At 68.2% G+C, this 22,152-nt stretch carries 18 protein-coding genes; 12 read left to right on the top strand and 6 right to left on the bottom strand.

Annotation, left to right across the window (positions count from 1 at the left end):
- Nucleotides 1-5: 5 nt before the first annotated feature.
- From ACYX7E_RS10625 to ACYX7E_RS10615, 3 genes are all read right to left on the bottom strand, one after another.
- Complete coding sequence (locus ACYX7E_RS10625) at nucleotides 6-1,778, bottom strand: DUF1800 domain-containing protein (protein ID WP_462080547.1); 1,773 nt, start codon at nucleotides 1,776-1,778, stop codon at nucleotides 6-8.
- A 269-nt stretch (nucleotides 1,779-2,047) separates the two neighbouring features.
- Nucleotides 2,048-2,980 (bottom strand): extracellular catalytic domain type 1 short-chain-length polyhydroxyalkanoate depolymerase, encoded by a 933-nt coding sequence (locus ACYX7E_RS10620; protein WP_462080546.1) that lies wholly within the window; start codon nucleotides 2,978-2,980, stop codon nucleotides 2,048-2,050.
- Nucleotides 2,981-3,297: 317 nt separating this feature from the next.
- Nucleotides 3,298-4,701 carry a GntP family permease gene (locus ACYX7E_RS10615; protein WP_462080545.1) on the bottom strand — a complete coding sequence of 468 codons (1,404 nt, stop codon included), beginning with the start codon at nucleotides 4,699-4,701 and terminating at the stop codon, nucleotides 3,298-3,300.
- A gap of 172 nt (nucleotides 4,702-4,873) precedes the next feature.
- Here ACYX7E_RS10615 and ACYX7E_RS10610 point away from each other — a divergent pair, with 172 nt between their 5' ends.
- The 5 genes from ACYX7E_RS10610 to ACYX7E_RS10590 all read left to right on the top strand — a co-directional run bounded on the left by ACYX7E_RS10610 (nucleotide 4,874) and on the right by ACYX7E_RS10590 (nucleotide 13,294).
- A complete protein-coding gene (locus ACYX7E_RS10610; protein WP_462080544.1) occupies nucleotides 4,874-7,066 on the top strand; it encodes a TonB-dependent receptor in 2,193 nt (730 codons plus the stop codon).
- A 653-nt stretch (nucleotides 7,067-7,719) separates the two neighbouring features.
- Nucleotides 7,720-8,583 (top strand): alpha/beta fold hydrolase, encoded by an 864-nt coding sequence (locus tag ACYX7E_RS10605; protein WP_462080543.1) that lies wholly within the window; start codon nucleotides 7,720-7,722, stop codon nucleotides 8,581-8,583.
- A gap of 137 nt (nucleotides 8,584-8,720) precedes the next feature.
- Complete coding sequence (locus ACYX7E_RS10600; RefSeq protein WP_462080542.1) at nucleotides 8,721-9,215, top strand: MaoC family dehydratase; 495 nt, start codon at nucleotides 8,721-8,723, stop codon at nucleotides 9,213-9,215.
- An 86-nt stretch (nucleotides 9,216-9,301) separates the two neighbouring features.
- Nucleotides 9,302-12,730, top strand: a complete 3,429-nt coding sequence (locus ACYX7E_RS10595; RefSeq protein ID WP_462080541.1) for a hybrid sensor histidine kinase/response regulator — start codon at nucleotides 9,302-9,304, stop codon at nucleotides 12,728-12,730.
- Nucleotides 12,731-12,805: 75 nt separating this feature from the next.
- Complete coding sequence (locus ACYX7E_RS10590) at nucleotides 12,806-13,294, top strand: NUDIX hydrolase (protein ID WP_462080540.1); 489 nt, start codon at nucleotides 12,806-12,808, stop codon at nucleotides 13,292-13,294.
- A gap of 112 nt (nucleotides 13,295-13,406) precedes the next feature.
- Here ACYX7E_RS10590 and ACYX7E_RS10585 read toward each other — a convergent pair whose 3' ends face one another.
- The 3 genes from ACYX7E_RS10585 to ACYX7E_RS10575 are packed head-to-tail and all read right to left on the bottom strand — an operon-like array spanning nucleotide 13,407 to nucleotide 15,394.
- A complete protein-coding gene (locus tag ACYX7E_RS10585; RefSeq protein WP_462080539.1) occupies nucleotides 13,407-14,072 on the bottom strand; it encodes a response regulator in 666 nt (221 codons plus the stop codon).
- Nucleotides 14,073-14,076: 4 nt separating this feature from the next.
- Nucleotides 14,077-14,544, bottom strand: a complete 468-nt coding sequence (locus tag ACYX7E_RS10580) for a GNAT family N-acetyltransferase (RefSeq protein ID WP_462080538.1) — start codon at nucleotides 14,542-14,544, stop codon at nucleotides 14,077-14,079.
- Between the two features lie 31 nt (nucleotides 14,545-14,575).
- Nucleotides 14,576-15,394 (bottom strand): 3-hydroxybutyrate dehydrogenase, encoded by an 819-nt coding sequence (locus ACYX7E_RS10575; protein ID WP_462080537.1) that lies wholly within the window; start codon nucleotides 15,392-15,394, stop codon nucleotides 14,576-14,578.
- 143 nt (nucleotides 15,395-15,537) lie between these two features.
- Between ACYX7E_RS10575 and ACYX7E_RS10570 the strand changes: the two genes are divergently transcribed.
- From ACYX7E_RS10570 to ACYX7E_RS10540, 7 genes are all read left to right on the top strand, one after another.
- Nucleotides 15,538-17,385 carry a 3-hydroxybutyrate oligomer hydrolase family protein gene (locus tag ACYX7E_RS10570; protein ID WP_462080536.1) on the top strand — a complete coding sequence of 616 codons (1,848 nt, stop codon included), beginning with the start codon at nucleotides 15,538-15,540 and terminating at the stop codon, nucleotides 17,383-17,385.
- A 141-nt stretch (nucleotides 17,386-17,526) separates the two neighbouring features.
- Entirely contained in the window at nucleotides 17,527-18,156 is a 630-nt protein-coding gene (locus tag ACYX7E_RS10565; protein ID WP_462080535.1) for a CDP-alcohol phosphatidyltransferase family protein, read from the top strand.
- Between the two features lie 153 nt (nucleotides 18,157-18,309).
- On the top strand, nucleotides 18,310-19,800 hold the full coding sequence (gene phaE, locus ACYX7E_RS10560) for a class III poly(R)-hydroxyalkanoic acid synthase subunit PhaE (protein ID WP_462080534.1): 1,491 nt from the start codon (nucleotides 18,310-18,312) through the stop codon (nucleotides 19,798-19,800).
- 62 nt (nucleotides 19,801-19,862) lie between these two features.
- The gene (locus ACYX7E_RS10555) at nucleotides 19,863-20,933 is read left to right on the top strand and encodes a class III poly(R)-hydroxyalkanoic acid synthase subunit PhaC (RefSeq protein ID WP_462080533.1); all 1,071 of its coding nucleotides are present in this window, start codon (nucleotides 19,863-19,865) and stop codon (nucleotides 20,931-20,933) included.
- Nucleotides 20,930-21,337 (top strand): YfeK family protein, encoded by a 408-nt coding sequence (locus ACYX7E_RS10550; protein ID WP_462080532.1) that lies wholly within the window; start codon nucleotides 20,930-20,932, stop codon nucleotides 21,335-21,337. Before ACYX7E_RS10555 ends, ACYX7E_RS10550 begins: the two co-directional genes overlap by 4 nt.
- Nucleotides 21,338-21,368: 31 nt before the next feature.
- Nucleotides 21,369-21,566 (top strand): PspC domain-containing protein, encoded by a 198-nt coding sequence (locus ACYX7E_RS10545; RefSeq protein ID WP_462080531.1) that lies wholly within the window; start codon nucleotides 21,369-21,371, stop codon nucleotides 21,564-21,566.
- Nucleotides 21,567-21,574: 8 nt separating this feature from the next.
- Nucleotides 21,575-22,045 (top strand): hypothetical protein, encoded by a 471-nt coding sequence (locus ACYX7E_RS10540; protein ID WP_462080530.1) that lies wholly within the window; start codon nucleotides 21,575-21,577, stop codon nucleotides 22,043-22,045.
- Nucleotides 22,046-22,152 lie beyond the last annotated feature (107 nt).

Raw genomic sequence — 22,152 nt, 5'->3', positions numbered from 1 at the left:
TCTCCTCAGCGGGCCAGGAATTCGGGGGACATCAGGATCAGCGACACCATGCTGCGCAGGCGCGACTGGTTGTAGTGGCGCTTGAGGTCGTTGGCCGCCCAGATGTCGTTGTCGGCAATGACGTACGTGGCGGCATCGCCGTTCTGCGCCATGAAGCCCAGCAAGGCCTGGTACTGCGCCGATGCAGGCTGGTAGCCGAGGATGCGCAGGCACCAGAAATCCACCAGCCGTTTCGCCGTCCACTGCGCGACCGGGACGCCGGTGCGCGTGGTCTCCAGGATCGGCAGCAGCCTGGCCGTATCGCTGAGGCTGGCTTCGGTCAGCCAGTTCAACGCCTTCCAGGTCATCGCGTAGCTGTTGGCGCCCGACCACGACAGGCTCTTGTCGGGATAGCCGTTCGGGGCGGGCCAGTCGTAGGGCTGGTGGCCGGTGAAACCCATGCGCCAGTTCAGGTCGTTGCTGCGGGCGTCGTCGAGGCGATACGTCCAGTCGCAGTCGAGCACGCGCAGCGCGGCGGCGATCGCTTCGAACGGGCGGCGCTGCTTGTTTCCCCAACTGGCACGCGCGGCATCCGACAGCAGGATATGGCGCAGCGTGCGCTTGATCTGGTCGCCGCTCTGCCAATGCTGGCGGAAGATCGCGGCCGCGCTGTCGACCAGGTCGCGCGGCGGTGCGTCGTCGACGAAGCGGCGGATCAGCTTGCTGCAGATGAAGGTGGCCACGCGCGGATGGCTGGCGATGCGGTCCAGGATGTCGCGTCCGTCCTTCAGGGCGGGCTGTTCGGGATAGATAAAGCGGCCGAGCACGTACTTGGGGCCGGTGTCGTGCCAGGACGGCCGGTAGACGAAGGTGCCGTCGTTGTCGTTGGGGAATTCCCAATGCCCGTTCTTCAAGGTCCAGCCGGTGAATGCGGCCGCGGTCTCGTAGACGTCGATGTCGGTATACCCGATCGGATAGGCGGCATCCTCGGGGCAGGGCGGCACCTGGAACGGGTCCATGAAGCCCAGGTAGTTCTCGGCACCGAAAGTATGCAGCTCCAGCAGCTCGCGCGCGAAGTTCTCGTTCGGACCGGCGCGGCGGTTCGACAGGTTGTCGAGGTAATGCAGCATCGCATTGCTCTTGGCCACCTCCTCGAGCATCGCGCGGAAGTTGCCGAACACATGCGGGCGGATCACGTCGCGGTCGTAATGCACATAGACCGGGCAGGCCGAGTAGTCGCTGAGCTGGACGTTGAAATGGTCGTGCCAGAACGTGGTCGCCATTTCGCGCAGCTGCCGCTTCGAATACACGGCGCGGACCAGGGCCGCGCGCTGGATTTCCCAGCCCGGCCGCATGCGGGTGTTGTAGTCGTCCTGGCGCACGTGCTGCGCCCACAGCTGCGGCAGCGTCTTGGCCAGCGTGGTGTAACCGGCCGACGCCAGGCGCGACTCGACCGCGCTGTCGTCGATGGCTTCCCAGTTGAGCTGGCGGTCGACGTAGGCGGTCAGGCGCGCGTTGTCGTCCGCCCCGAGCGCCTTGAACTCGGCCAGCGACGCACTGGTGGCGCCGTGGCTGAGATGGTTGAGGATGCGGACCGCGAACTCCGGCGTCTGCATCGTTACCCGGCGCACCTGCCCATTGCCGCCGGTGACGGGACCCGCATCGGCGGCTGCGGCCTTGGCCAACAGTCGTTCCGGCGTGGGCGCGACCTGGTAGCGTGGCGCCTGCGTCAGCCGATAGCGACGGGCCTGCGCCTGCGCGAGCGATTGCAACTGGGCCGGCGAAATGGCCTGCTCCATGTGGTGTCCTTGTCTGCAGCCCCCTGCATGCCTAGCGTAGCGGGCGCGACCTGCCGCACGATGTGACCGCAGGCCCAGTCCATCTACATCGACGGGTTTGGGGTGTCGATCGGACGCGCGATGCGCGTCGCGCCCATGGCGTGCCCATGAATGCGACGGCAAGTGCGCAGGTGGCGCGCAGGTCGGGGGCGCAGGCGAAGGGTGGCAGGGCGAGCGCGCGAGCCCGGGACGATGGACGACGGTGTGTCGCCCATCGCCAAGGGCGTGGTTCAGCGCGTGCGGTGCTTGAAGAACAGCCAGCTGATCACACTGGCATCCGGGCCGCCCGGATCGGTGAACGGCAGTGCGCCGTTGCCGCCGCTCCACGCATGTCCCATGCCATGCACCACGTAGTGCTGCACCTGGACCTGGCCGCCATAGGCGTAGGTGTCGACGGTGTAGCTGCGGCCGCCGGGGATCTGCGCGGTCAGCGTCGACGTGGGGCTGATGCCGACCGAATTGTTGTCGCGACGGTCGTCGGCCATGTCGTTGGTCTGCAGGAACTGGCGGACCGCCTGCTGGCCGTTGACCGGATTGACGGTGGCGTCCGCGGTGCCGTGGAAGACCAGGACCGGCAAGGGACGTGGCGACGGCGAACCCGAGCACGCCCAGGCATCCTTGCCGCGCGCGTCGGGCGAATAGATGCTGCCGTTCAACAGCGCATACGCGCTGCCGGACAACGTGGTGGCGCCCTTGTACATGCCACCGGCATGGATCGCACCGGCGGCGAACACGTCCGAGTAACAGGCCAGCATGGTCGCGGTCATCGCGCCGCCGGCCGAGATGCCGGTGACGTAGACGCGCTGTGGATCGACGTTGTAGTCGGCCTTGGCCTTGGCCACGATGCCGGCGAGGATCGAGGGCTCTCCGGTGTTGCGTGCTTGGTTGATCGCCAGCGACCAGTTCCAGCAGCGGGTCGGATTGCTGGTGACGTTCTGCCGTGGATAGACGATCAGGAAGCGTTCCGCATCCGCGACATCATTGAAGCCGCTGGCCTCGGCCATCAGGTTCGGCCCGGTCACGCAGCCGTGCAGCACCATCACCAGTGGCAGGGCCTCGCTGCCGTCGTAGCCATCAGGGACCCAGACCTGGTACTCGCGGGCGCCATAGGCATTCCCGTAGAGGCCGAACTCCCAGTGGCCGGACTGGGCGGAAGCGATCATCGGAACCGCCAACAGGGCGGTGAGCAGCATCGAGCAGAGACGACATGCGAACGATGTCATGGTCGGAACTCCTTGCGTCGTGGTGCGTTACGTCGTGGTGCGGGGGAATGCGGGTGATCGTTCCTGTGGGGTGGAGAATGGGAATGTCTGGCGTTCGCGACAGGTCGCGAGCGGATGGCGGGCGCTAGGCGTTCTCCAGCCTTACTTCGCCAGGCTTGCGACCTACGCCATTCCGACCCCGGCCATTGCGAGGTGACGCGTACGGTCCGGGCGGCAGGCGCGCCGCGGGGCGGGCGGTCGCGTGAAGGGCATGCGGCTCAGACCCAGCCGGTGGTGTAGAACACGCCGATGATGACGAACACCGCCGCAGTCTTGATCAGCGTGATCGCGAAGATGTCCTTGTAGGACTGGCGATGGGTCAGCCCGGTCACCGCCAGCAGCGTGATCACCGCGCCGTTGTGGGGCAGGCTGTCCATGCCGCCGGACGCCATCGCGGCGACGCGATGCAGCACGTCCATCGGGATGCCGGCGGCCTGGCCATTGGCGATGAAGGTCTCCGACATCGCCGCCAGCGCGATGCTCATGCCGCCCGACGCCGAGCCGGTGATGCCGGCCAGCGAGGTCACGGTGATGGCCTGGTTGATCAGCGGGTCGGGAATGCGGCTCAAGGCGTTGGCCACCACCAGGAAGCCCGGCAACGCGGCGATGACTGCGCCGAAGCCGTACTCGGAGGCGGTGTTCATCGCCGCCAGCAGCGAGCCGCTGATCGCCGACTTGGTGCCTTCGGCGAAGGTCCGCGCGACATTCTTCCAGGCCAGCACCAGCACGCTGACGATGCCGACCAGCAGCGCGCCCTGGACGGCCCAGATCGCAGCCACCTTCGAGACTTCCTGCACCACCGGTGCGGCCGTGCCCATGACCGCGGGAATGAACGTGTGGCTGTCGCCGTAGTACTGCGGGATCAGGACGGTGAACAGCTTGTTGCAGCCGGTGACCAGCACCAGCGGCAGGATTGCGATCCAGGCACTGGCAAGCCGCGAGCCGGCGAACGCTGCCGGCTCGTTGACCAGCGTGGCGGCGTCGCCATAGCCCTCGCCGGCGACGGAGGCCTTGCGGCGGCGCCATTCCAGGTAGGTCATGCCGACGATCAGGATGAACACGCCGCCGATCGTGCCCAGGACCGGCGCGGCCCAGGTATCGGTGCCGAAGAACGCGGTCGGGATGATGTTCTGGATCTGCGGCGTGCCGGGCAGCGCATCCATCGTGAAGGTGAAGCCACCCAGCGCCAGCGTCGCCGGGATCAGCCGCTTGGGGATGTTGCTCTGGCGGAACAGCTCGGCGGCGAACGGGTATACCGCGAACACCACGACGAACAGCGACACGCCGCCGTAGGTCAGCAGGCCCGACACCACTGCGATCGACAGCATCGCGCGCTGGGGGCCGAACAGCCGGATCACCGCGGCGACGATGGACTTGGAAAAGCCGGAGATCTCGATCAGCTTGCCGAACACCGCGCCGAGCAGGAATACCGGGAAGTAGAGCTTCAGGAAGCCGACCATCTTGTCCATGAACAGGCCGGTGAACATCGGCGCGACCAGTGAGGGATCGGTCAGCAGCACCGCGCCGAGCGCGGCGATCGGTGCGAACAGGATCACGCTGTAGCCACGGTAGGCCACGAACATCAGGAAGCTGAGCGCGGCCAGCACTATCAGGAAGGACATCGACGGGTTCCCCGGTACGGGCTCGATCAAGGTGCGTCGAGTATCCGCCGCAGCGTCGGCCGGCCCACTGTACGAAGGTACAAGTGTCGGCGCGGGTCGCGATCTCTAGCCTTGGCTGCGAATCGGCCACCTGGCCGCTGTCATGTCGTACCCGGGAGGAGGGGAGACCTATATGAAGCGCAAGCACCTGAGCTTGGCGATCGTCGGCGTACTGCTGGCGCCTGCGGCGTGGTCGCAGGACAGCACTCGCAGCAATGCCGACACGCCGTCCAGCACGACGACGCTCGACGCCGTCACCGTGACCGCGCGCAAGCGCGAGGAGACCCTGCAGGAGGTGCCGGTCGCGGTCACCGCGTTCACGTCCGATGCCCTGGACAAGCTCAACGTCGAGGACATCAGCGACCTCGGCGGCCAGGTCCCCAACCTGACGATCTACGCCGCGCGCGGCGCCAGCAGCACGGTCACCGCCTATATCCGCGGCGTCGGCCAGTCCGACCCGACCTGGGGCGCCGATCCCGGCGTCGGCATCTACCTGGACGATGTCTACATCGCCCGCCCGCAGGGCGCGTTGCTGGACGTGTTCGACGTCTCGCGCATCGAAGTGCTGCGTGGCCCGCAGGGCACGCTGTACGGCAAGAACACGATCGGCGGCGCGATCAAGTACATCTCGCGCGGCCTGCCGAAGGAGACCGAGGGCTTCGCCCAGGTCACCGTCGGCAACTACAACCAGCTCGATGCCAAGGCCGCGCTCGGTGGCGGGATCGGCGGTCCTGACAGCGGCTTGCGCGCGCGCGTTGCCGTGGCCAGCATGAACCGCGACGGCTTCGGCGAGAACGTCGTCACCGGCGAACCGATCAGCGACAAGGAGATCAACGCAGCGCGCTTCAGCCTCGGTGCTTATGCCGGCGAGGACTTCGACGTGCAGTTCGCGCTGGACTGGATCGACGACAAGTCGGGCATGCGCGGTTCCAAGATGCTGGCGCCGAACCCGTTCACGCCGGGCTTCCCGCCGATGGACGACCGCTACGACGTCCGCTCTGGCATGCGCAACCACAGTAACGTGGAGAACAAGGGCGCGTCGGCCACGGTCAACTGGCGCCCTAACGAGGACTGGGCCTTCAAGTACGTGGTCGCCAAGCGCGAATCCGATACCGAGGGCAACATCGACTTCGACACCACGCCGGCCAAGATCGCCGACGTCATCGGCATCTATACCGACCAGCAGGTCAGCAACGAGCTGCAGGTCAATTACGATGCCGGCGGCCGCGCGCGCGGCGTGGTCGGCCTGTACGCCTTCGACGGCGAGGCCGGCGGCCAGATCCGCAACAACTTCTTCAACCTGCTGTTCGGCGATACCCGCGGCACCGTGTACACCGAGAGCATCGCGCTGTATGCGGACTGGACCTTCGACCTCAGCGACCGCCTGAAGCTCGACCTCGGTGCCCGCTATACCGACGAGGACAAGCGTGCGGTGGTGTTCAACCGTTCTTACTCCGATGCCACCTTCACCACGCCGACCGCCATCGTCGCCGACTTCGACAAGACCACGAACTTCAGCAACGTCTCGCCGAAGGTCTCGCTGGACTATGCGGTGACGCCCGACATCATGGTCTACGGCCTGGCGACGCGCGGCTTCAAGTCCGGCGGCTACAACATCCGCGCCAATGCGGTCGCGGTGCCGCGTTCGGCGGAGCCGTTCGACGACGAGACCGTCGACAGCTTCGAGGTCGGCAGCAAGATGGCCTTCCTCGACCAGCGCCTGTTCCTGAACCTGTCGGCGTTCCACAACAAGTACAAGGACATCCAGCTGTCGGTGTTCACCGGCATCGACACCAACAACGACGGCATCGACGACCAGTTTTTCGGCGACTTCACCAATGCCGGCGCGGGTACCGTCAACGGTGTCGAAGTCGAATACCAGTACCTGCCGACCGCGAACTGGCTGATCTCGGGCAACGTCGCTTGGCTGCACACCAAGTACGACGAGTACCTGGACCGTGGCGTCAATGTCGCCGACCAGATGCGTTTCACCAATGCGCCCAAGGTGTCGGGCGGCATCAATGTCGAATACCGCACGCCGCTGGCCAATGGCGGCAACCTGTCGACGCGGGTGGGCTACACCTACCAGAGCGAAGTCTGGCCGACCACCGACCTCAGCCCGGCCATCCGCCAGGACGGTTATGGCCTGCTCAACGCCGGCGTGAACTGGCGGCTGGACGAGGCCTGGTCGTTCTCGCTGCAGGGCAGCAACCTGACCGACAAGGAATACCGCACCACCGGCTACAACATTCCGGCGGTGGGTTCGTTGATCGGCTTCTATGGCGCGCCGCGCCAGTACACGCTGAGCGCGCGCTACGACTTCTGAGTCGGGGCGTCCCGCGTCGATGCGTTGCAGGGCGGGGCCTTCGGGTCCTGCCCTTTTTTCTCTAAAGTGAGGAGAGTTTTGCAGTTCGTGTGTCTGTGTCGCACCACGAAGGAGGCGCCGTTGACTCACGAAGGAGGCGCCGTTGACTTCGGAACCCGCATCGCCCCAGCCGGGGACTGCTGCGCGGCTCGGTCAGCCCGTGCCGCTACGCGGCCCGGTCCGGCCCGGCGCAGCACGCCGGGCGTTCGCATGGGCTGCGCGGCAGTGCCGCGCAAGCAGCCCCTGCTCACCCATGGCTGACTCGCCGCCGCGGGCCGTCCTGGCCCGCTCTCCGCAATCCCCACCCGGGGCGACGCCCGGTCTTGGATGGGCCGAGGTCTTCGACGGCTCGGACATGCCCTGAAGACCAGCCCGCAGCCGCTGCAGATCCGGCATCAGCGATCCGGCAGGCCTGCGGCTCCCCGCGATCGGGCGAAGAACTTTGAAGGCACCGCGGGCATGCACGCGATCCAGGGCGCCTGAGCGCCGGCCATCGTCCAGGCTCGCGGCCTGGCGACGGGATTGTCCGAAGGTACAGCTTGCGAAGGCCGACACGCCGGGTAAGGTGGCGATGGAAGCCGGGGCGCGACCCGGCAGTGGGGGACCGTTCGACGATGGATGTCCAGGATCTGTACTGGCGCAGCCGGGAAGGCCTGCGCCTGCACGCGCGCGACTACGCGCCGGCGCCGACAGCGGTGCAGGATCGGCTGCCGGTGATCTGCATACCGGGCTTGACCCGCAACAGCGCCGATTTCGAGGAGCTCGCGACCTGGATCGCGGCGAAGGGGCATCGCGTGCTGGCGGTGGACCTGCGCGGACGTGCCGGCTCCGAGTACGGCGCACGTTCGCGCTACCGGCCGCCGGTCTATGCCGACGACGTGCTGGCACTGATGCGCCAGGAGGGTATCGCGCGCGCGGTGTTCATCGGGACCTCGCTGGGTGTGCTGGTGACGATGACGGTCGCGTCGAAGCGGCGCGATGCGGTCGCCGCCGCCGTACTCAACGATGCCGGCCCGGAAGTCCCGGAGCAGGCGCTGCAGCGGATCGCCGCCTATGCCGGCAAACCGGTGCCGCCGATGCGCCGCGACGAGGCGGCGGCCTACATCCAGCGCATCGCGCAATCGGTGTATCCGCGCTATGGCCAGGCCGAGTGGGATGCGATGGTTGCGCGCACGTTCCGCGTCCGCGACGACGGGCTGTGGGTGCTCGACTACGATCCGGCGATCGTGCGCACGATCAATCCGTGGATGCTGCGCCTGCTCAAACCGCTGCTGTGGCATGCCTATCGGAAGCTCGCCCGGGGTTGCCGCGTGTTGCTCGTGCGCGGCCAGACCTCGGACATCCTGACCGCCGAGCTCGCACAGCGCATGCTGGCCGCCGCGCCCGGCACCATGCTGGCCGAAGTCCCCGACGTCGGGCATGCCCCCAGCCTCTCGGAACCCGAAGCGCGCCAAGCCATCGCCCAACTGCTGGGGTAGGGCGGGTCCAGACCCGCGTGCTGTGTGAGCATTCGAGATGCCCGGGTCCAGACGTGCCATATGCATGAGCGGTCGACGTGGCCGTTGGTAGGCCCGCACCCCGCATGATCTCCCTCCACGAATCACAAGGAACCACATTGAACGACACCTCGACGGCTGCGGCCGGGGCCTCGCGCGAGGCGACCTTGGACACCTTGCGGCAATGGGCCGACCAGCCGCGCTGCAGCGCGGACTGGATCGCGATCACGCAGGCGCGCATCGATGGCTTCGCCACTGCGACCGGCGACGACTACTGGCTGCACACCGATCCCGATCGCGCCCGCAGCGCGGGGCCGTTCGGCGGCACGATCGCGCATGGCTTCCTGCTGTTGTCGATGACCATCGACGACGATGTCGCGCAGATCACGCGCCTGCCGGGGATCGTGCATGTCCTGAACTACGGCCTCGACAAGGTGCGTTTCCTGTCGCCGGTGCCGTGCGGTGCGCGCGTGCGCGTGCATTCGCAGGTCGAGTCGCTGGTCGAGAAGCATCCCGGGCAATGGTTGCTGCGGCAGGTCAAGCGCATCGAGGTGCAGGGGCAGGATGGCCCGGCGCTGGTGGCCGAACAACTGAGCCTGCTGAGGCTTGCCTAGGCGCACGCCCGCGACGCGGTCATGCGCGGCATGCCGAGGGCGGCGCGGGCTATCCGTTCATCGATGACAGGCCCTAGACTGCGCCCATGCTCAGTCCGCTGACCGTCATCGTTGCCAGCCTGGCATGGGCTGCAGTGCTGTTTGGCGTGGCCCTGTGGGGTGAACGCAATACCTCGCGCCTGGGGCGCATCTGGCCGTTGGTGTACACGCTGTCGCTGGCGGTGCATTGCACGGCCTGGACCTACTATGGTGCGGTGGCGCAGGCGGTGCGCTGGCAGTTCCCGTCGCCGCCGACCTACCTCGGCATCGTGCTGCTGCTGGTGTTGGGTTTCAATTTCCTGCAGCGGCTGGGGCGGTTGACCCACGAGCACAACAGCGCGTCGCTGGCCGACCTGGTGACGTCGCGTTTCGGCAAGGACCGTCGCCTTGGCATCGCGATCACGGCGGTGGCGCTGCTGGGCATGGTGCCGTACATCGCGTTGCAGCTGAAGGCCGTGGCGCTGAGTTTCACGCTGCTGATCGGTGGCGATCCGAACGCGCAGCCGGCCTATCTCGATGCTTCGCTGTGGATCGCGCTGGTCATGGCCGCGTTCACGATGCTGTTCGGCACGCGTCGCGCGTCGGCCACCGAGCACAACCGCGGCATCGTGCTGGCCCTGGGCTTCGAATCGCTGCTGAAGCTGGCGGCGCTGCTGGCGGTCGGCGCCTTCGTGGTCTGGGGCACGCATGACGGCTTTGCGGATCTGGCGCAGCGGGCGCAGGCATTGCCGGCCGGCGACTATGACGGCAGCTTCTATGCCTTGATGGGCCTGGGCGCGATTGCGATGTTCACGCTGCCGCACCAGTTCCATGTTGGCATCGTCGAGCTGCGCAGCAATCGCGACCTGCGCACCGCGCGCTGGCTGTTCCCGCTGTACCTGCTGCTGATCGCATTGCCGGTCCTGCCCATCGCCTGGGCCGGGCAACTCGACCTGGGTGCACGCGTCCCCGCCGATCTCTACGTCCTGGCCTTGCCGCTGGCATCGGGACAGAAAGGCCTCGCGCTGCTGACCTTCCTGGGCGGCATGAGCGCGGCGACCGGCATGGCGATCCTGTCGGCGCTGACGCTGTCGATCATGCTGGCCAACCATTGGATCAGCCCGCACTTCGTCCGCGATGCCGCGCGCGCGAGTTCCGGATCCGACCTGCGCCCGTGGGTGCTGGCCAACCGCCGCTTCGGCATCGCGCTGGTGTTCGTGCTGGCCTGGCTGTACAGCCAGGCGATGTCCGGCGCGAAGGCGCTGGCGGACTTCGGCATCCTGTCGTTCTCGGCGCTGGCGCAACTGGCGCCCGCGGTGGTGCTGGCCGTCTATCGACCGCGGTTGCCGTCCGGCGCGGTCCTGGCGGGCCTGCTGCTGGGCTCGCTGGTGTGGTTGTGGTTGATGCTGGTGCCCACGGCGATGGAGGCCGGACTGCTGCCGCGGCTTTCGCCGGGACCTGCATGGCACTGGCTGACGCCGCACGATTTCCTGTGGCTGGGCTGGATGCACGATGTCGCGCGCGGCGTACTGGTCAGCCTGCTGGTCAACGTCGCCACCGTGCTGCTGGTCGCGCGCTTCATGCCGCTCAAGCCCGATGCCGCGCGCGGCGGCATCGCGGTCACCGCGCTCGAGAACGTGGCCCGCCGCTTCCTGCCCAGGGACTACGTGCGCGAGCTGGCCGAACGCAATGGCCATGACGCGACCGCCGACGAAGCGATGGTGGCCACCGTCGAGCGCGAACTGGCCGCGGTGGTCGGCGTGTCCAGTGCGAGGCTGTTGATCGACGCAGCCTGGCGCGGCGAAAGCGCGCCGCTCGATACCGTCGCCGAACTGGTCGGCGAGGCCACGCAGGCGCTGCGCTTCAACCAGCAGGTGCTGGAAGCCGCGCTGCAGAACATGAGCCAGGGCATCAGCGTCGTCGATCGCGAACAGCGGCTGGTGGCCTGGAACCGGCGCTACGCGCAGATGTTCGGCTTCCCTGCAGACCTGCTGCAGGTCGGGCGACCGATCGCCGACCTGACCGCCTGGGCGCTGCAGCGCATGCCGCATCGCGGCCACGACCAACACGCGCTGCAGCGGCGCCTGGATTTCATGCGCGCGGGCACGCCGCACCTGACCGAACGCGTGTTCCCCGATGGCAGCATCGTCGAGATCCGTGGCAATCCGATGCCCGGCGGCGGCTTCGTCGCGACCTATACCGACATCACCGCGTCGCGGCATGCCGAGCGCGAACTCAAGCGCGCCAACGAAACCCTGGAGCAGCGCGTCGCCGACCGCACCGCGCGGCTGGAGACCGCCAAGCGCGAGGCCGAGCATGCCAACGATGCCAAGAGCCGCTTCCTGACCGCGATCGGCCACGACCTGCTGCAGCCGCTGCATGCCGCGCAGTTGTTCACAGATGCGCTGTCGCAGCAGCTGTCGGTGCCGCGCCAGCGCGAATCGGTCGCGCAGATCCGCGGCGCGCTCGACTCGACGACCGACCTGCTGACCGGCCTGCTGGACATGTCGCGCCTGGAGGCCGGTGGCCTGGTGCCGGAGCCACGCGACGTGCCGTTGGCGGAGATCCTGGAGCCGCTGGCGTCGGAGTTCGGCGTCCTTGCGCGCGAACACGGCCTGGCGTTCAAGTGCGTGCCGACGCAGGCCTGGGTGCACACCGATCCGCAATTGCTGCGGCGGATCCTGCAGAACTTCCTCGCCAACGCCGTGCGTTACACCGTGCATGGCGGCGTGCTGCTCGGCGTGCGCCGGATCGGCGCCGATCGCCTGCGCGTGGAAGTGGTCGACAGTGGTCCGGGGATCGCCGAGGCGGAGCGTTGCGCGATCTTCGAAGAGTTCCGGCGTGGCGAGGACGTCGCGGGGCAGGGGCTGGGGCTTGGCCTGTCGATCGCCGACCGCATTGCCGGCCTGATCGGGGCGCCGCTGTCGCTGCGCAGTCGTGTCGGCCATGGCGCGGCCTTCGCTGTCGAACTGCGGCGCGTGGCCGCGTTGTCGCAGCCGAGCGCGCCGGCCATCGCGCGGACCGGGATTGGCGGACGGCGCGTACTGGCCGTCGACAACGACCCGGCCGCCTTGCAGGCCCTGTCGCAGGTGCTGGAAGGCTGGGGCTGCGACGTCGCCGTCGCCGCCGATGCGCGGGGCGCGGAGCAGGCGCTGTCGGCCCGTCCCGCCGACCTCTGGCTGTTCGACTACCACCTCGACGAAGGCGATACCGGCGTCGCGCTGGCGTCGCGCCTGCGTGCGCGTTTCGGCGCGAGGCCCTGCCTGATCCTCAGTGCCGACCAGACCGATGCGGTGCGCCGTGCCGTACGCGAGGCCGACCTGCCGTTGCTGGCCAAGCCGGTACGTCCGCTGGCGCTGAAGTCGGTGCTCGACCGCCTGCTGTCGGCGCGGACCAGCGACAGCGCGGATGCGCCTGCCGGCACGGTTCCGGGCGATGTGGCCGGCCATGCGTCGGAACGGGATGCGGACGACATGCCTGGCGGCGCGCGAGTCTAGCAGGCCGCGATGACGTGCCGGGATGACGCGCGCGGGTATCGGTAGAATGCGCGGCTGTTCCGCAGGACCCTGCCGATGCCTTACACCCCGATCGTCGCCACCCTGGGCTATGTGCTGTCGCCCGACCGTCGCCAGGCCTTGCTGATCCACCGCAATGCGCGTCCGGACGACCAGCACCTGGGCAAGTACAACGGGTTGGGCGGCAAGCTGGAAGCGGACGAAGACGTGGTCGCCGGCATGCGCCGCGAGATCCAGGAAGAGGCCGGCATCGATTGCACCGAGTTGGCCCTGCGCGGCACCATCAGCTGGCCCGGTTTCGGCAAGCACGGCGAGGACTGGCTGGGCTTCGTGTTCGTCATCACCGCGTTCACCGGTACGCCGCTGACGTCCAATCCCGAAGGCACGCTGGAATGGATCGATGTCGACCGGATCCTGACGTTGCCGCTGTGGGACGGCGACCGCCAGTTCCTGCCGCTGGTGTTCGATGACGATCCGCGTGCCTTCCATGGCGTGATGCCCTATCGCGACGGCCGCATGGTGTCCTGGAACTACGCGCGGATCTAGGAGCCTGTTCCCGATCCCGCTGCGCCTGACGGCGCTCGCGACGGATCGTCACCAGGGTCTGAGCGTCGCGCGTGCGAAGGTGGCTGTGGACGCGGCTCAGCCTTCGAGCTGTTCAGCCTTCGAGCTGTCTGGCCGGATCTGCGAGTTCGAGTTCGCGCAGCACCACGCTGGCCTGGGTCCGGTTACGCACGCCCAGGCGGTCGAAGATCGCCGACAGATGCGCCTTGACCGTGCGTTCCTGCACCTCCAGGCGATCGGCGATCTGCTTGTTCAGCAGGCCCTGTGCGACCAGGGTCAGGACGCGGAACTGCTGCGGCGACAGGCTGGCCAGGCGCGCGGCCAGGTCGGTGTCGTGTTCCGACGACTGCGCGCGCGAGACCGCGCGTCGCAGCGACGCCGGCAGCCATTGCTCGCAGGCCAGCACGCTGCGGATCGCATCGCGCAGTTCGTCGAGTCCCGAGCTCTTGGGCAGGTAGCCGGCCGCGCCATGGTCGAGCGCACGCCGCACCACGCGCGGATCGTCGTTGGCCGAGACCACGATGACCGCCACCGCCGGGTATTGCGCGCGCACAGCGGCGAGGCCGGCCAGGCCATGGTTGCCGGGCATGTGCAGGTCCAGCAGCACCAGGTCGATGTCGGCGTGGGCTTCCAGCGTCGCCAGCACGCCGTCCAGCGATTCGGCTTCCAGTACCGACAGCTGCGCCACCGCATCGGCCGCGGCTCCACGCAGTGCGGCGCGGAACAGCGGGTGGTCGTCGGCGATCAGCAGGGTCGGCATGGGCTCAGGCGTTCGCGTCCAGCAGACGCGTCAGGAAAACGGTGTTGGGGTCGTCGACATAGTCGCCGAACGGCGGGCAGGTGGTGAATCCGGCCGCAAGATACAGGCGTCGCGCAGGCTCGAAATACGCCATGGCGCCGGTCTCCAGGCTCAAGCGGCGATAGCCGCCACGCGCAGCCTCGGCCATCAGGTGATCGAGCATGGCCTTGCCCAGTCCCCGGTTGAGATGGGTCTTTGCGGTGCGCATCGCCTTGATCTCGGCATGCCCGGGGTCGAGGTGCTTCAACGCGCCGCAACCGACCAGCGCATCGTCGAGATGCAGCGTCCAGAAGCTGACCTCCGGCTGGCGCAGGCCAGTGGCATCCAGGGCATGCCGGCTTTCGGCGGGCGTGGTGTCCTCCATTGCAGCGCGATGCTGTTCGAGCAGGGCGATGACGTCGGGACCGATCATGGTGTCGCGATGGAAGATCATGCATGCGGGGAGGTGGGGAGGGTGCAGGGGATTATTGCGCAGTCCAGCCGCCATCGATCGGCAGCGCGGTGCCGGTCAGGTTGTGCGCCTCCTGCCGGCACAGCCAGACCGACATCGCCGCGATGTCCTCGGGCAGCGACATGCGCAGGCTGGGTTGCTTCTCCCCCAACAGCGAACGGATGCCGTCGTCGCGGCTGCCGCCGTCGCGACGCGCCTCGATCTGCGGTTCGATCAAGGGCGTCTCGACCCAGCCCGGACAGATGCAGTTAACGGTGACGCCGCCGGAGGCGCGCGTCCCGCAGGCGGCGTATTCCAGCGCGGCGACCTTGCTCAGCCCAACGATCGCGAACTTGCTGGCCACGTACGGCGCCTTGTCCTTCGACGCCACCAGGCCATGCACGGACGCGATGTTGATGACGCGCCCATAGCCGCGCGCGGCCATGCCCGGCATCGCCAGCCGCATCGTGTGGAACGCCGCCGACAGGTTGATGGCGAGGATGTCGTCCCACTTCGCGACCGGCATCTGCGCCAGCGGCACGGCATGCTGGATGCCGGCATTGTTGACGAGGATGTCGGGTCCGCCCCAGGCGTCGATGTCTTGCATCATCGCCTCGATCTGCGCGGGATCGCGCAGGTCGGCGTTGAAGTGGCGCACATCGCGGGCGCCAGCCGCGCGCACCGCAGCCATGGCGTCCTCGATCTGCGCGGCGCTGCCGAGCCCATTGATGGACACGCGTGCGCCAGCCGTGCCCAGCGCGCAGGCGATCGCAAGGCCGATGCCGGACGTGCTGCCGGTGACCAGGGCGCAACGGGAGGACAGGAACGGATCGGGCGCGGCGAGGGCAGTCATGGCGGCTTCTGGCGGGGCGTGCAGGGTGCATCGCACCGTAGCAGAGGCCTGCCGACGCCAAGCTCGTACCAAAGTACGATGACGGGACTTCCGCAAGGCGGTAGCGTCGTGGCACTGACCGGAACCTTGGATTGCCTCCTGGCATGAACGCGACGACACCACTTTCCTGCGGCCTGCTGCTCGGCGCGATGCTGTCCGCCTGCAGCTCCACTCCGACCCAGGCACCGGCGGCGACCCAGATGATCGAACCCCAGCGCGTCACCGAACATCGCGGCAGCGACGACCTGCTGACCGCAGGCCTCGGGCTGGCCGGCCTGCGCGGTATGGTGCCGCCGGCCTTCGCCGACGCGAACCAGCCGACCAGTCAGGAGCTGCGGCGTCGTGCGATCTGGAACAACTGGCGCGGCATCGCCGATCTGTCGGCCAGCGGCGGCTATGGCGAGGTCTACGGCAGCACCGCCAACGTGCCCGGTCGCGAATACGCGGCGCTGGCGACGCTGCCCGGCGCACACCAGCCGCATCGCGTGCTGGTGCAGGTGCCCGACGACTTCGATGCCGGCAAGCGTTGCATCGTGGTCACCGCGTCCTCCGGGTCGCGCGGCATCTACGGCTCGATCGCGGTGGCCGGCGCCTGGGGCCTGCCGCGGGGCTGCGCGGTGGCCTACACCGACAAGGGCGCGGGCTCGGACTATGTCGACCTCGACACCCGCGCCGGCAATCGTGAGGACGGCACGCTGGCGCCGCTGGCCGAGGGCGGCCTCGCGTTCGCGCCCGAGCTGCCCCATGCCGCCAGCAGCGGCGTCGCCTTCAAGCATGCGCATTCCAGGGACAATCCCGAAGCCGACTGGGGCCGCCATGTGAAGCAGGCAGCGGAGTTCGCGCTGGCGGCACTGGGCCGGGCCTTCCCGCAAGCCGCGCCGTTCCGCTTCGACAATACCCGCGTGATCGCCGTCGGCGTCTCCAACGGCGGCGCAGCGGTGCTGCGGGCCAGCGAGCTCGACGATGCCGGCGGTCCCGGCTGGCTCGATGCCGTGGTGGCCGGCGAGCCGAACATCCTGGCGTCGGCGCCGGGCGCGCGCTCAGCCTTCGATTTCGGCACCGAGGCGGCCTTGCTGATGCCCTGCGCATTGCTGTACCTGCCGGCGGATTCGCTGCCGCAGCCGCCGCTGCGCGCCCAGGTGGAACCGCTGTGGACCGCGCGCTGCGCTTCGCTGAAGAGCGCCGGCCTGGTCAGCGGAGACAACGCCAGGGCGCAGGCCGCGTCCGCCTATGAGCAACTCAAGGCCGGTGGCTGGACCGATCAGGCGTTGACGGCCGGCGTGCTCAGCGTCGGCTTCGACCTGTGGCGGGCGGTGGCGGTGACCTATGCCTCGGCCTATGGCCGCTATGGCGTCGGTGAGCATCCCTGCGGGTATGCCTTCTCTGCCCAGAACGCCGACTTCAGCCCGCGCGCGACGACCGCGGCCGAGCGCGCGGCTTGGTGGTCCGACGGCAGCGGCATTCCGCCGGGCAGTGGCGTCGGTATCGTCGACACGCGGCTGGCGCCGCCGGACGTCACCTTGCCGGGCCTGCAGTGCCTGCGCGCGCTGCAGACCGGCGATGGCGAGGACGCGCGCCGCGTGCAGGCGGGCCTCGCGCAGACGCGGGCGTCGCTGGCCACTGCGCGTCGTCCGGTCATCGTCATTCACGGCCTCGACGACGGCCTGATCCCGGCAGCGTTCTCCAGTGCGCCGTACGTCGAACAGGCGCGTGCCGGCAATCCCGACCTGCGCTACTGGCAGGTGCGCAACGCCCAGCATTTCGACGGCTTCCTGGCGCTGCCGGCGTACGGCGCGCGCTACGTGCCGCTGCTGCCGTACATGTACGCGGCGCTCGACCAGGTCGATGCGGTGCTCGACGGCAAGCGCACGCTGCCGGCCGATGCGGTGATCGATGCGCGTCCGCGCGGGAATGGCAGCGTCGACGCCGCCCAGTTCGCGATGCCGCGCTGACGCGGCTGCAAACGCAGGGCAGGCAGGCCCGGTCCTGAGGCCTGCCCGTGAGTCCCGCCCGTCACCAAGCGGGCCTCGGCGACAGCGACGTCTTCACCGGATTCGGCTTACCCTGTTGGCCGGTCCTCCGGTGGCGCTGCCATGTCCCGACATTTCTCGATGCTCCGCGATTTCCATCTCGCCGACTGGTTCACGCTGGCCAATGCGTTCTGCGGAACCGGCGCGATCTTCGCGGCGATGCGGTACCTGCAGGAGGCCGGTGTCGTCGACGACAGCCGGCGCGACCTGATGATCGGCATGGCGTTGATCCCGCTGGCCTTCATCTTCGATGCCCTCGATGGCCGCATCGCGCGCTGGCGCAAGGTGTCGTCGACGCTCGGCCGCGAGCTGGATTCATTGGCCGACGTGATCTCGTTCGGCGTCGCGCCGGCCGCCCTGGGTTATGCCTGCGGCCTGCAGGGCGGCTGGGACTGGATCGTACTGAGCTATTTCGTCGGCTGCGGCGTCAGCCGGCTGGCGCGCTACAACGTCACCGCCGAAACCCTGGCCGATGGCGGCGACAAGGTGAAGTTCTTCGAGGGCACGCCGATCCCGAGCAGTCTGCTGATCGTCATCGCGCTGGCCGTGGCCGCCTGGAGCGACAGGATCGGCGAGGACATCTGGTTCGGCGTCGTCCAGTTGGGGCCGTGGCAGCTGCATCCGCTGGTACTGGTGTTCGCGCTGTCGGGCTCGCTGATGATCAGCAAGACCCTGCGCATCCCCAAGCTCTGACGCTTGGCCGCGCTGGCCCCGCGCAGCTCGGGGCCCCGGCCGGGCCCTGAACAGGGCCCGGCCGCTGGCGTTCGCGTCCGCGCAGCCCTCGTCTCCGGCATCATCAAACGCGATCACGATTGTTATGATCGAACGCGCTAACAGGAGATGGGCATGTTGAACAGTGGCTTCGGCGGCGTAGGCGTTCCGGGGACGCCGGAAGAGTTCGAGCGCCTGGCGCGGCAGTACTGGGGCGCCTGGGGCGACGCGATCCGCAATGCGGTCCCCGGCATGGCGCCTGCGCCGACGCCGGCGCAGATGGGCGCCCGCGCCTGGCAGGACGGCATCGACTGGTGGACGCGACAGTTCTCCGGGCCGCCGGTAGTCGAGGACACGCTCGGCCGCTTCAATCGCCAGGCGAGCAGCTGGTACGCACAGATGCAGCAGGTCGCCGCGCAGTTCGGCGGCCGCGACAATACCGCGGCCGATATCGTGTCGGCCTGGAAGCAGGCACTCGGCAACTCGGCCGTGAACCTGTTCCCCGACATGCTCAACAGCATGGCCGGCAATGGCCTGCAGGGCATGGACCAGTGGATACGCAATGTCGAACCGATGCTGGGTGCGCTGCGCGGCGAGGGCGCGTCGTTGCTGCAGATGCCCGCGTTCGGGTTCGCGCGCGAGCACCAGGAGCGGCTGCAGGCGCTGGCGCAGGCGCAACTGGACTACCAGGAGGCCAACAAGGGCTACAACGCGCTGATGCTGCGGGCCTCGCAGGAGGCCTTCGAGATCTTCGAGAAGATGCTGTCCGAGCGCGAAGGCCTGGGACAGCAGATCCAGACGCCGCGCGCGCTGTTCGACCTCTGGGTCGACGCGGCCGAGCAGGCCTATGCGGCGATCGCGCTGTCGCCGGATTTCCGCAGCGCCTATGGCGAACTGGTCAACGCGCAGATGCGCTTGCGCGCCGGCGTCCAGCGCGAGATCGAGCAGGCCAGCGCGCAACTGGGCATGCCGACGCGGACCGAGCTCGATGGTGCGCACCGCAAGATCGTCGAACTCGAACGCGCGTTGCGCAAGCTGCGCGACCAGGCCGAACAGGGCGGTGCTCATGCCGCGCCAGCCGGCGGCCAGCGTGCGAAGCCGGCATCGCCGCGCGCCCGCAAGGGGGCGGCTGCCGCGTCGCCCGCGCCTGAACCGGTCGCTGCCGACAAGGCGACGCCGGCTAAGCGCAGCGCACCGGAGAAGGCCACGCGCAAGGCGGCGTCGGGCACACCTGACGCGGGTGTCTCTGCCGCCAGCGCGCCCATCGCCAAACAGTCCGTCTCCGGCAAGCTCACGCAGCGCGCGCCCGCGAAGCAGGCGAAAGCAGTGGGCCAGCCGAGCACGGCCACGCCTTCGGCAGGCGGCAAACCCGCCAAAGGCAAATCCGCCAAAGACAAGCCTGCGAACGACAAGCCCGCGCCCGCCGGGGCCGTCGCCGGCAAGTCCATCGCAGACAAGTCCGCAGCAAGCAAACCCGCCACCAGCAAGTCCGCGGCAAGCAAGCCCGGTGCGAGGCGTGCCACGCCACCGCCTCGCCGTCGTTCGTCGCCGACCAATGGATTCTCGTCGTCGATCCCGGTCACGCCGGTGCCGATCGCACCCGAGCCGCTGGATCGCAGCGAATGAGCCTGGCGCGATCGCGCCAACCCTGACCCGCCGACGTCCGCTTCCCGGGAGGAACCGCTGACATGAATGGACCCTTGAACATCAGCATCGACGACATTGCCGAAGAAGCGGCGATGTTCCAGCGCAAGCTGGGCGCGGGCATGCACACCCTGCGCGAGGTCGAAGACGTCGCCTACGGCGCCACCGAGAAGCAGGAAGTCTGGCGCGACGGCAAGGTCGTGCTGTACCGCTTCATCGGCAGCAAGGCGCCGACCGCGAAGATCCCGCTGCTGATCAGCTACGCGCTGGTCAACCGCCCCTACATGGTGGACCTGCAGTCCGACCGTTCGATCGTCAAGGGCCTGCTCGAGCGCGGCGAGGATGTCTACATCATCGACTGGGGCTATCCGGACCGCTCGGATCGTTTCCTGACGCTTGAGGACTATATCGAACGTTTCCTCGGTGGCGCGATCAACCACCTGCGGCGCAGCTTCAAGCTCGATGCGATCAACCTGCTCGGCATCTGCCAGGGCGGTGCGTTCTCGCTGTGCTACGCCTCGCTGCATCCCGAGCGCGTGCGCAACCTGATCACGATGGTCACGCCGGTCGACTTCCATACCGACGACAACATGCTGTCCAACTGGACGCGCGGCATGGACGTGGACCTGTTCGTCGACACGCTGGGCAACGTGCCCGCCGACATGATGAACATGTGCTACCTGACGCTGAAGCCGTGGCGGCTGTTCGTGCAGAAGTACATCGGCCTGGTCGACATCCTCGACGACAAGAAGGCCATCGAGGACTTCCTGCGCATGGAGAAGTGGATCTTCGATTCGCCCGACCAGGCCGGCGAGGCGTTCCGCCAGTTCATCAAGCAGTTCTACCAGGCCAACGGCTTCGTCAATGGCGGCATCTTCATCGGTGACAACCCGGTGGACCTGGGCTTCGTCGACATGCCGGTGCTCAACATCTACGCCGAGCAGGATCACCTGGTGCCGCCGGACGCATCGCGCGCGCTGAAGGACCTGGTCGGCAGCGAGGACTACTCCGAGCTGTCGTTCCGTGGCGGCCACATCGGCATCTACGTCTCCGGCCGGGCGCAGAAGGAAGTGCCGACGGCGATCCACGACTGGCTGCAGGAGCGGGGCGGATGACGCGCGGCCCGCGGCAGCGCATCGTGCCGTGGCGATGGCCCGGCCTGCTGCTGGCGCTGTGCGCCGGCGTTGCGCAGGCCGCTGGCCCCGACCGGGCAGAACGCGAGATCGCGGGACTGATCCAGGCGCTGGCGACGTCGGGTTGCCAGTTCGAGCGCAACGGCGACTGGCACGACGCGGACACCGCGCGCGCGCACCTGCAACGCAAGTACGGCTGGCTCCAAAAGCGCGCGCTGGCCGACAGCGCCGAGCTGTTCATCGAGCGCGCGGCCACCCGCAGCAGCCGCAGCGGCACGCCATACCGCGTGCGCTGTGCAGGCAAGCCGGTAGTCGAATCCGCGCGCTGGTTCGATGCCGAACTGGCCCGGTTGCGTGCAAGGAATTCTTCACAACCGCCACGCTAGACTCGGCCAACGCCCGAGTCCCTGCACAACGATGTCGAACCCCAAGCTGGCCCGCTCCATCAATGACCGCGTCCTTGCCGGTGTCCTGGGCGGCATCGCCCGGCGCTTCGGCTGGAACCCGACTCTCGTCCGCGTGCTGTACGTCATCGGGGCGGCGGTCTCGGTGGCGTTCCCCGGCATCCTGGTCTACCTGGTGCTGTGGCTGCTGATCCCGGAAGGCGACGATTGAATCGAACGGTGTCGGATGCGACGCCGGCCCCTGCCTGGATCGGCCGCTGCCTGTTCGCGGTCGGCGCGATCTGGACGTTGCCCAATAGCGTCGTCGGCTTGCTGCTCGGTGCCGCCGGACTGGCGTCCGGCGCACGCCTGCGCGTGAACCGGCGCGAGCGTGCGCTGGTGTTCCACCACTGGCCCTGGGGACCGGGTGGGGCGATGACGCTGGGCAATGTCATCGTGCATACCGGCGACAGTCTGGATACGTCCTGTACGACCTATGCCCATCGCGCAGGCCATGGCGAGGAGCCATCGATCCTGCTTGGCGACCATGAGCGCGCGCATGTCTACCAGTACATGGTGCTTGGGCCGCTGTTCCTGCCGCTGTATTTCCTGTGTGGCGGGATCAGTGTGCGCAACCGCTTCGAGCGTGCGGCCGACCGCTATGCCCGCAGCGGACGCGGCTGGTGGCCATGGGGCGGCAGTTCCGTCTAGGGCAATGCGTCGCCGTTGCGCATCTGGACGTCTTGTGTGTATTCAACCGATGGACGGTCGTTTTGTTGACGCGCGCCTAACGCATGCAGGCGCAATCTACAGCTGTC

The organism is Luteimonas sp. RIT-PG2_3 (assembly GCF_054902115.1).
The sequence above is the reverse complement of the archived record's forward strand: the minus strand, read 5'-3'. Positions and strand labels throughout refer to the sequence as shown.

Coding starts and splice junctions, on each gene's coding strand:
- ACYX7E_RS10625 (WP_462080547.1), bottom strand. CDS start 1,778: ATGGAGCAGGCCATTTCGCCGGCCCAGTTGCAATCGCTCGCGCAGGCG.
- ACYX7E_RS10620 (WP_462080546.1), bottom strand. CDS start 2,980: ATGATCGCTTCCGCCCAGTCCGGCCACTGGGAGTTCGGCCTCTACGGG.
- ACYX7E_RS10615 (WP_462080545.1), bottom strand. CDS start 4,701: ATGTCCTTCCTGATAGTGCTGGCCGCGCTCAGCTTCCTGATGTTCGTG.
- ACYX7E_RS10610 (WP_462080544.1), top strand. CDS start 4,874: ATGAAGCGCAAGCACCTGAGCTTGGCGATCGTCGGCGTACTGCTGGCG.
- ACYX7E_RS10605 (WP_462080543.1), top strand. CDS start 7,720: ATGGATGTCCAGGATCTGTACTGGCGCAGCCGGGAAGGCCTGCGCCTG.
- ACYX7E_RS10595 (WP_462080541.1), top strand. CDS start 9,302: ATGCTCAGTCCGCTGACCGTCATCGTTGCCAGCCTGGCATGGGCTGCA.
- ACYX7E_RS10590 (WP_462080540.1), top strand. CDS start 12,806: ATGCCTTACACCCCGATCGTCGCCACCCTGGGCTATGTGCTGTCGCCC.
- ACYX7E_RS10585 (WP_462080539.1), bottom strand. CDS start 14,072: ATGCCGACCCTGCTGATCGCCGACGACCACCCGCTGTTCCGCGCCGCA.
- ACYX7E_RS10580 (WP_462080538.1), bottom strand. CDS start 14,544: ATGATCTTCCATCGCGACACCATGATCGGTCCCGACGTCATCGCCCTG.
- ACYX7E_RS10575 (WP_462080537.1), bottom strand. CDS start 15,394: ATGACTGCCCTCGCCGCGCCCGATCCGTTCCTGTCCTCCCGTTGCGCC.
- ACYX7E_RS10570 (WP_462080536.1), top strand. CDS start 15,538: ATGAACGCGACGACACCACTTTCCTGCGGCCTGCTGCTCGGCGCGATG.
- ACYX7E_RS10565 (WP_462080535.1), top strand. CDS start 17,527: ATGTCCCGACATTTCTCGATGCTCCGCGATTTCCATCTCGCCGACTGG.
- phaE (WP_462080534.1), top strand. CDS start 18,310: ATGTTGAACAGTGGCTTCGGCGGCGTAGGCGTTCCGGGGACGCCGGAA.
- ACYX7E_RS10555 (WP_462080533.1), top strand. CDS start 19,863: ATGAATGGACCCTTGAACATCAGCATCGACGACATTGCCGAAGAAGCG.
- ACYX7E_RS10550 (WP_462080532.1), top strand. CDS start 20,930: ATGACGCGCGGCCCGCGGCAGCGCATCGTGCCGTGGCGATGGCCCGGC.
- ACYX7E_RS10545 (WP_462080531.1), top strand. CDS start 21,369: ATGTCGAACCCCAAGCTGGCCCGCTCCATCAATGACCGCGTCCTTGCC.